Below are 2,743 nucleotides of genomic sequence, written 5' to 3'. Positions count from 1 at the left end.
GCCGACGTCCTCCGGGGTGCACCGACGTGGACACCACGCCTCCCGCGCGGCCGAGCGCCCACCGGACGTCCGGCCCGGGCCCGCTTGAGCAGCCAGGCACTGTGCGGGTCGGGGCCCACGATGAGGCCGAAGCGCAGCACGACGCCGTCGATGCCGGCCGCCGTCGCGCCGCGGACGTGGGTCTCGGACACGACGACCGGCTCGGAGAAGCGCGACACGTCCGTCGGGCTGTCCTCGTCGACGACGTCCTCGCCGTGGTCGGCGTAGATGAAGCTCACGCTCTGCTGCACGAAGCGGCTCACCGAGGCCCGGCACGCGGCCTTGACCGCGACGCGGGTGCCCACGACGCGCAGCCGGTCGTGGCTGCGGAACTGGGCGTAGCTGACCGACGTGGCACCCACCGGCACCTTCGTGGCGAAGTTGACGACGGCGTCGCAGCCGAGCATGCCCGCGGCCAGCGCCGTCTCGTCGTAGAGGTCGCCGAACCACGGCTCCACGCCCAGGTCGGCGACGAGCCGTGCGGCCTCGGCCGTGCGGACCAGCCCGACGACGTCGTGGCCGGCCTCGAGGAGCGCGGCGGCGGCCGAGCGGCCCATCACCCCGTTCGCTCCGGTGAGGAACACCTTCACGCGATCTCCGTCCCCGCGGGACGTCGACGTCCCGACAGACCCGACGAGCCTACCAAGTCGTCCCACCTGCCGAGACGACGTCGCGTCGGACCGCCGGGAGCGCGGCTACGACGCGTCGGGCTGCAGGCTCGCCTCGGGGGCGAGGTCGTCGACGAGCGGGACGACGTCGGCGATCGAGCTGAACACCTTCGAGGGCCGGAACGGGAAGCGCTCGACCTCGTGCGCCCCGGTCGAGCCGGACAGCACCAGGATGGTCCGCAGGCCCGCCTCGAGACCGGACAGGACGTCGGTGTCCATGCGGTCGCCGATCATCACCGTCGTCTCCGAGTGCGCTTCGATGCGGTTGAGCGCGCTGCGCATCATGAGCGGGTTCGGCTTGCCCACGAAGTACGGCTCGACGCCGGTCGCCTTGGTGATGAGCGCGGCGACCGAGCCGGTGGCCGGCAGCGGGCCGGTCGGCGACGGACCCGTCGGGTCGGGGTTGGTGGCGATGAACCGCGCGCCGCCGGAGATCAGCTGGATGGCCCGGGTGATCGCCTCGAACGAGTACGTGCGCGTCTCCCCCAGCACGACGTACTCGGGGTCCTTGGACGTCATGACGTAGCCGACGTTGTACAGCGCCGTGGTCAGCCCGGCCTCGCCGATGACGTAGGCGGTGCCGTCGGGGCGCTGCTCGGACAGGAACTGGGCGGTGGCCAGCGCGGACGTCCAGATGGCCGACTCGGGCACGACGATGCCCGCGGCGCGGAGCCGGGCGGCGAGGTCGCGCGGGGTGAAGATGGAGTTGTTGGTCAGCACGAGGAAGCGCCGGCCGCTGGCGGAGAGCCGTCCGATGAACTCGGCGGCTCCGGGGATCGCGCGCTCCTCGTGGACGAGCACGCCGTCCATGTCGGTGAGCCACGACTCGATCGGCCTGGGGGTGGTCATGGGGTCATCCTCTCGCGAGCCGGTGCGCGGAGAGGAAGGTCCACGCCGTACGGGTCCCGTCGAGCTCGCGCGTCATCTTCCCGGAGGGCCCGCCCGCGGCCGAGCGGTCGCCGCCGGGCCACTGGTGCCCGCCGTCCGCGACGACGTACGCCTCCAGGTCGGCGTCGCACCCGGTCCAGGTGCGGTGCTCGATCGTGCCGCGCACCGAGACTCGCGGGCGCTCGTCGCAGCCGTTGCGCGCGCGCCAGCGGTCGAGCATGAGCTCGACCGGCGCGGTGGCCCCGATGACCGACCGGGTGTTGCCGTCGTAGGTGATGACCGGGTCGCGGCGGCCGTGGACGTACAGCAGCGGGGCAGGCGCGGCGTCCGGGCAGCGGCCGAGGTCGAACGGCGCCGAGACGCCGACGTACGCGGCGAACGGGCTGTCGTCCTGGCAGGACACCGCCTGCGCCAGGGCCGAGCCGTTGGAGAAGCCGGCCACGTAGGTGCGGCTCTCGTCGACGCAGGCGACGTCGTCGGCCACGTGCTCGACCAGCTCCTCGACGAAGGTGACGTCGTCGTCGGAGCCGGTCGACGGCAGGGCCCAGTGGCGCGGCTCGCCCCCGCCGTCCGGCGCGACGAGGACGAACGCCTCCTCGTCGGCGAGGGCCACCGCGTTGGTGCTGTCGAGCAGGTCGGCGGCGTTGCTGGCGTAGCCGTGGAGCATGTAGACGACCGGCAGCGGGTCGTCGTCGGCCGCCCCGTCGGGCACGTGCAGCAGGTACTCGCGGTCGACGCCGCCGACGGTCAGCTCCTCGCGGGTCGTGCCCGGGTCGACCTGCGCGCACGGGCCCGCGGACGCGTCCGTCGGCCGCACCCGCCAGCAGGGTCGCGACGAGCAGGGCGGGGAGGACGACACGCATGCCGACAGACCCTAGGTCAGGGGCTCGCGAGCAGCATCTCGCCGACGGCCGACAGCAGCGCCGGCGGCAGCCCGAGGGTGCCGAGGTGGGCCATGCGGACGCCGGCGTCCATGTCGCGCGTGGCGACGGCGTGGACGCGCTGCTTCACGTCGAACGGGATCTGCGCACGGTCGAGCAGGGCGAAGACCCGTTCGGCGAGGCGCTCGTCGCGCGGCTGCGGGTCGGGGCCGAGCCGGACGACCACGGGCTCGGCGACCGGCCGGGGGCCGGTCTCGACGGCCTGCC

The 2,743-nt window shown here is 73.8% G+C and carries 4 protein-coding genes; all 4 read right to left on the bottom strand.

Annotated elements, in window-relative coordinates; genetic code table 11:
- On the bottom strand, positions 1–629 hold a 629-nt coding region (locus AC2W7G_RS13225; RefSeq protein WP_485868846.1), incomplete at its 3' end, for an NAD-dependent epimerase/dehydratase family protein.
- Positions 630–734: 105 nt separating this feature from the next.
- The gene (locus AC2W7G_RS13220; protein ID WP_485868845.1) at positions 735–1,556 is read right to left on the bottom strand and encodes an HAD-IIA family hydrolase; all 822 of its coding nucleotides are present in this window, start codon (positions 1,554–1,556) and stop codon (positions 735–737) included.
- 4 nt (positions 1,557–1,560) lie between these two features.
- Entirely contained in the window at positions 1,561–2,412 is an 852-nt protein-coding gene (locus AC2W7G_RS13215; protein WP_485868844.1) for a CE1 family esterase, read from the bottom strand.
- Between the two features lie 62 nt (positions 2,413–2,474).
- A partial coding sequence (locus AC2W7G_RS13210) for a hypothetical protein (protein ID WP_485868843.1) occupies positions 2,475–2,743 on the bottom strand: 269 nt, incomplete at its 5' end.

Source organism: Aeromicrobium sp. PFPM2_SD2 (assembly GCF_057364525.1).
This window is presented reverse-complemented; position numbering and strand designations above follow the sequence as displayed.

Bases quoted from the DNA above. Each gene is read 5' to 3' on its own strand.
- AC2W7G_RS13220 (WP_485868845.1), bottom strand. From the start codon at position 1,556: ATGACCACCCCCAGGCCGATCGAGTCGTGGCTCACCGACATGGACGGC.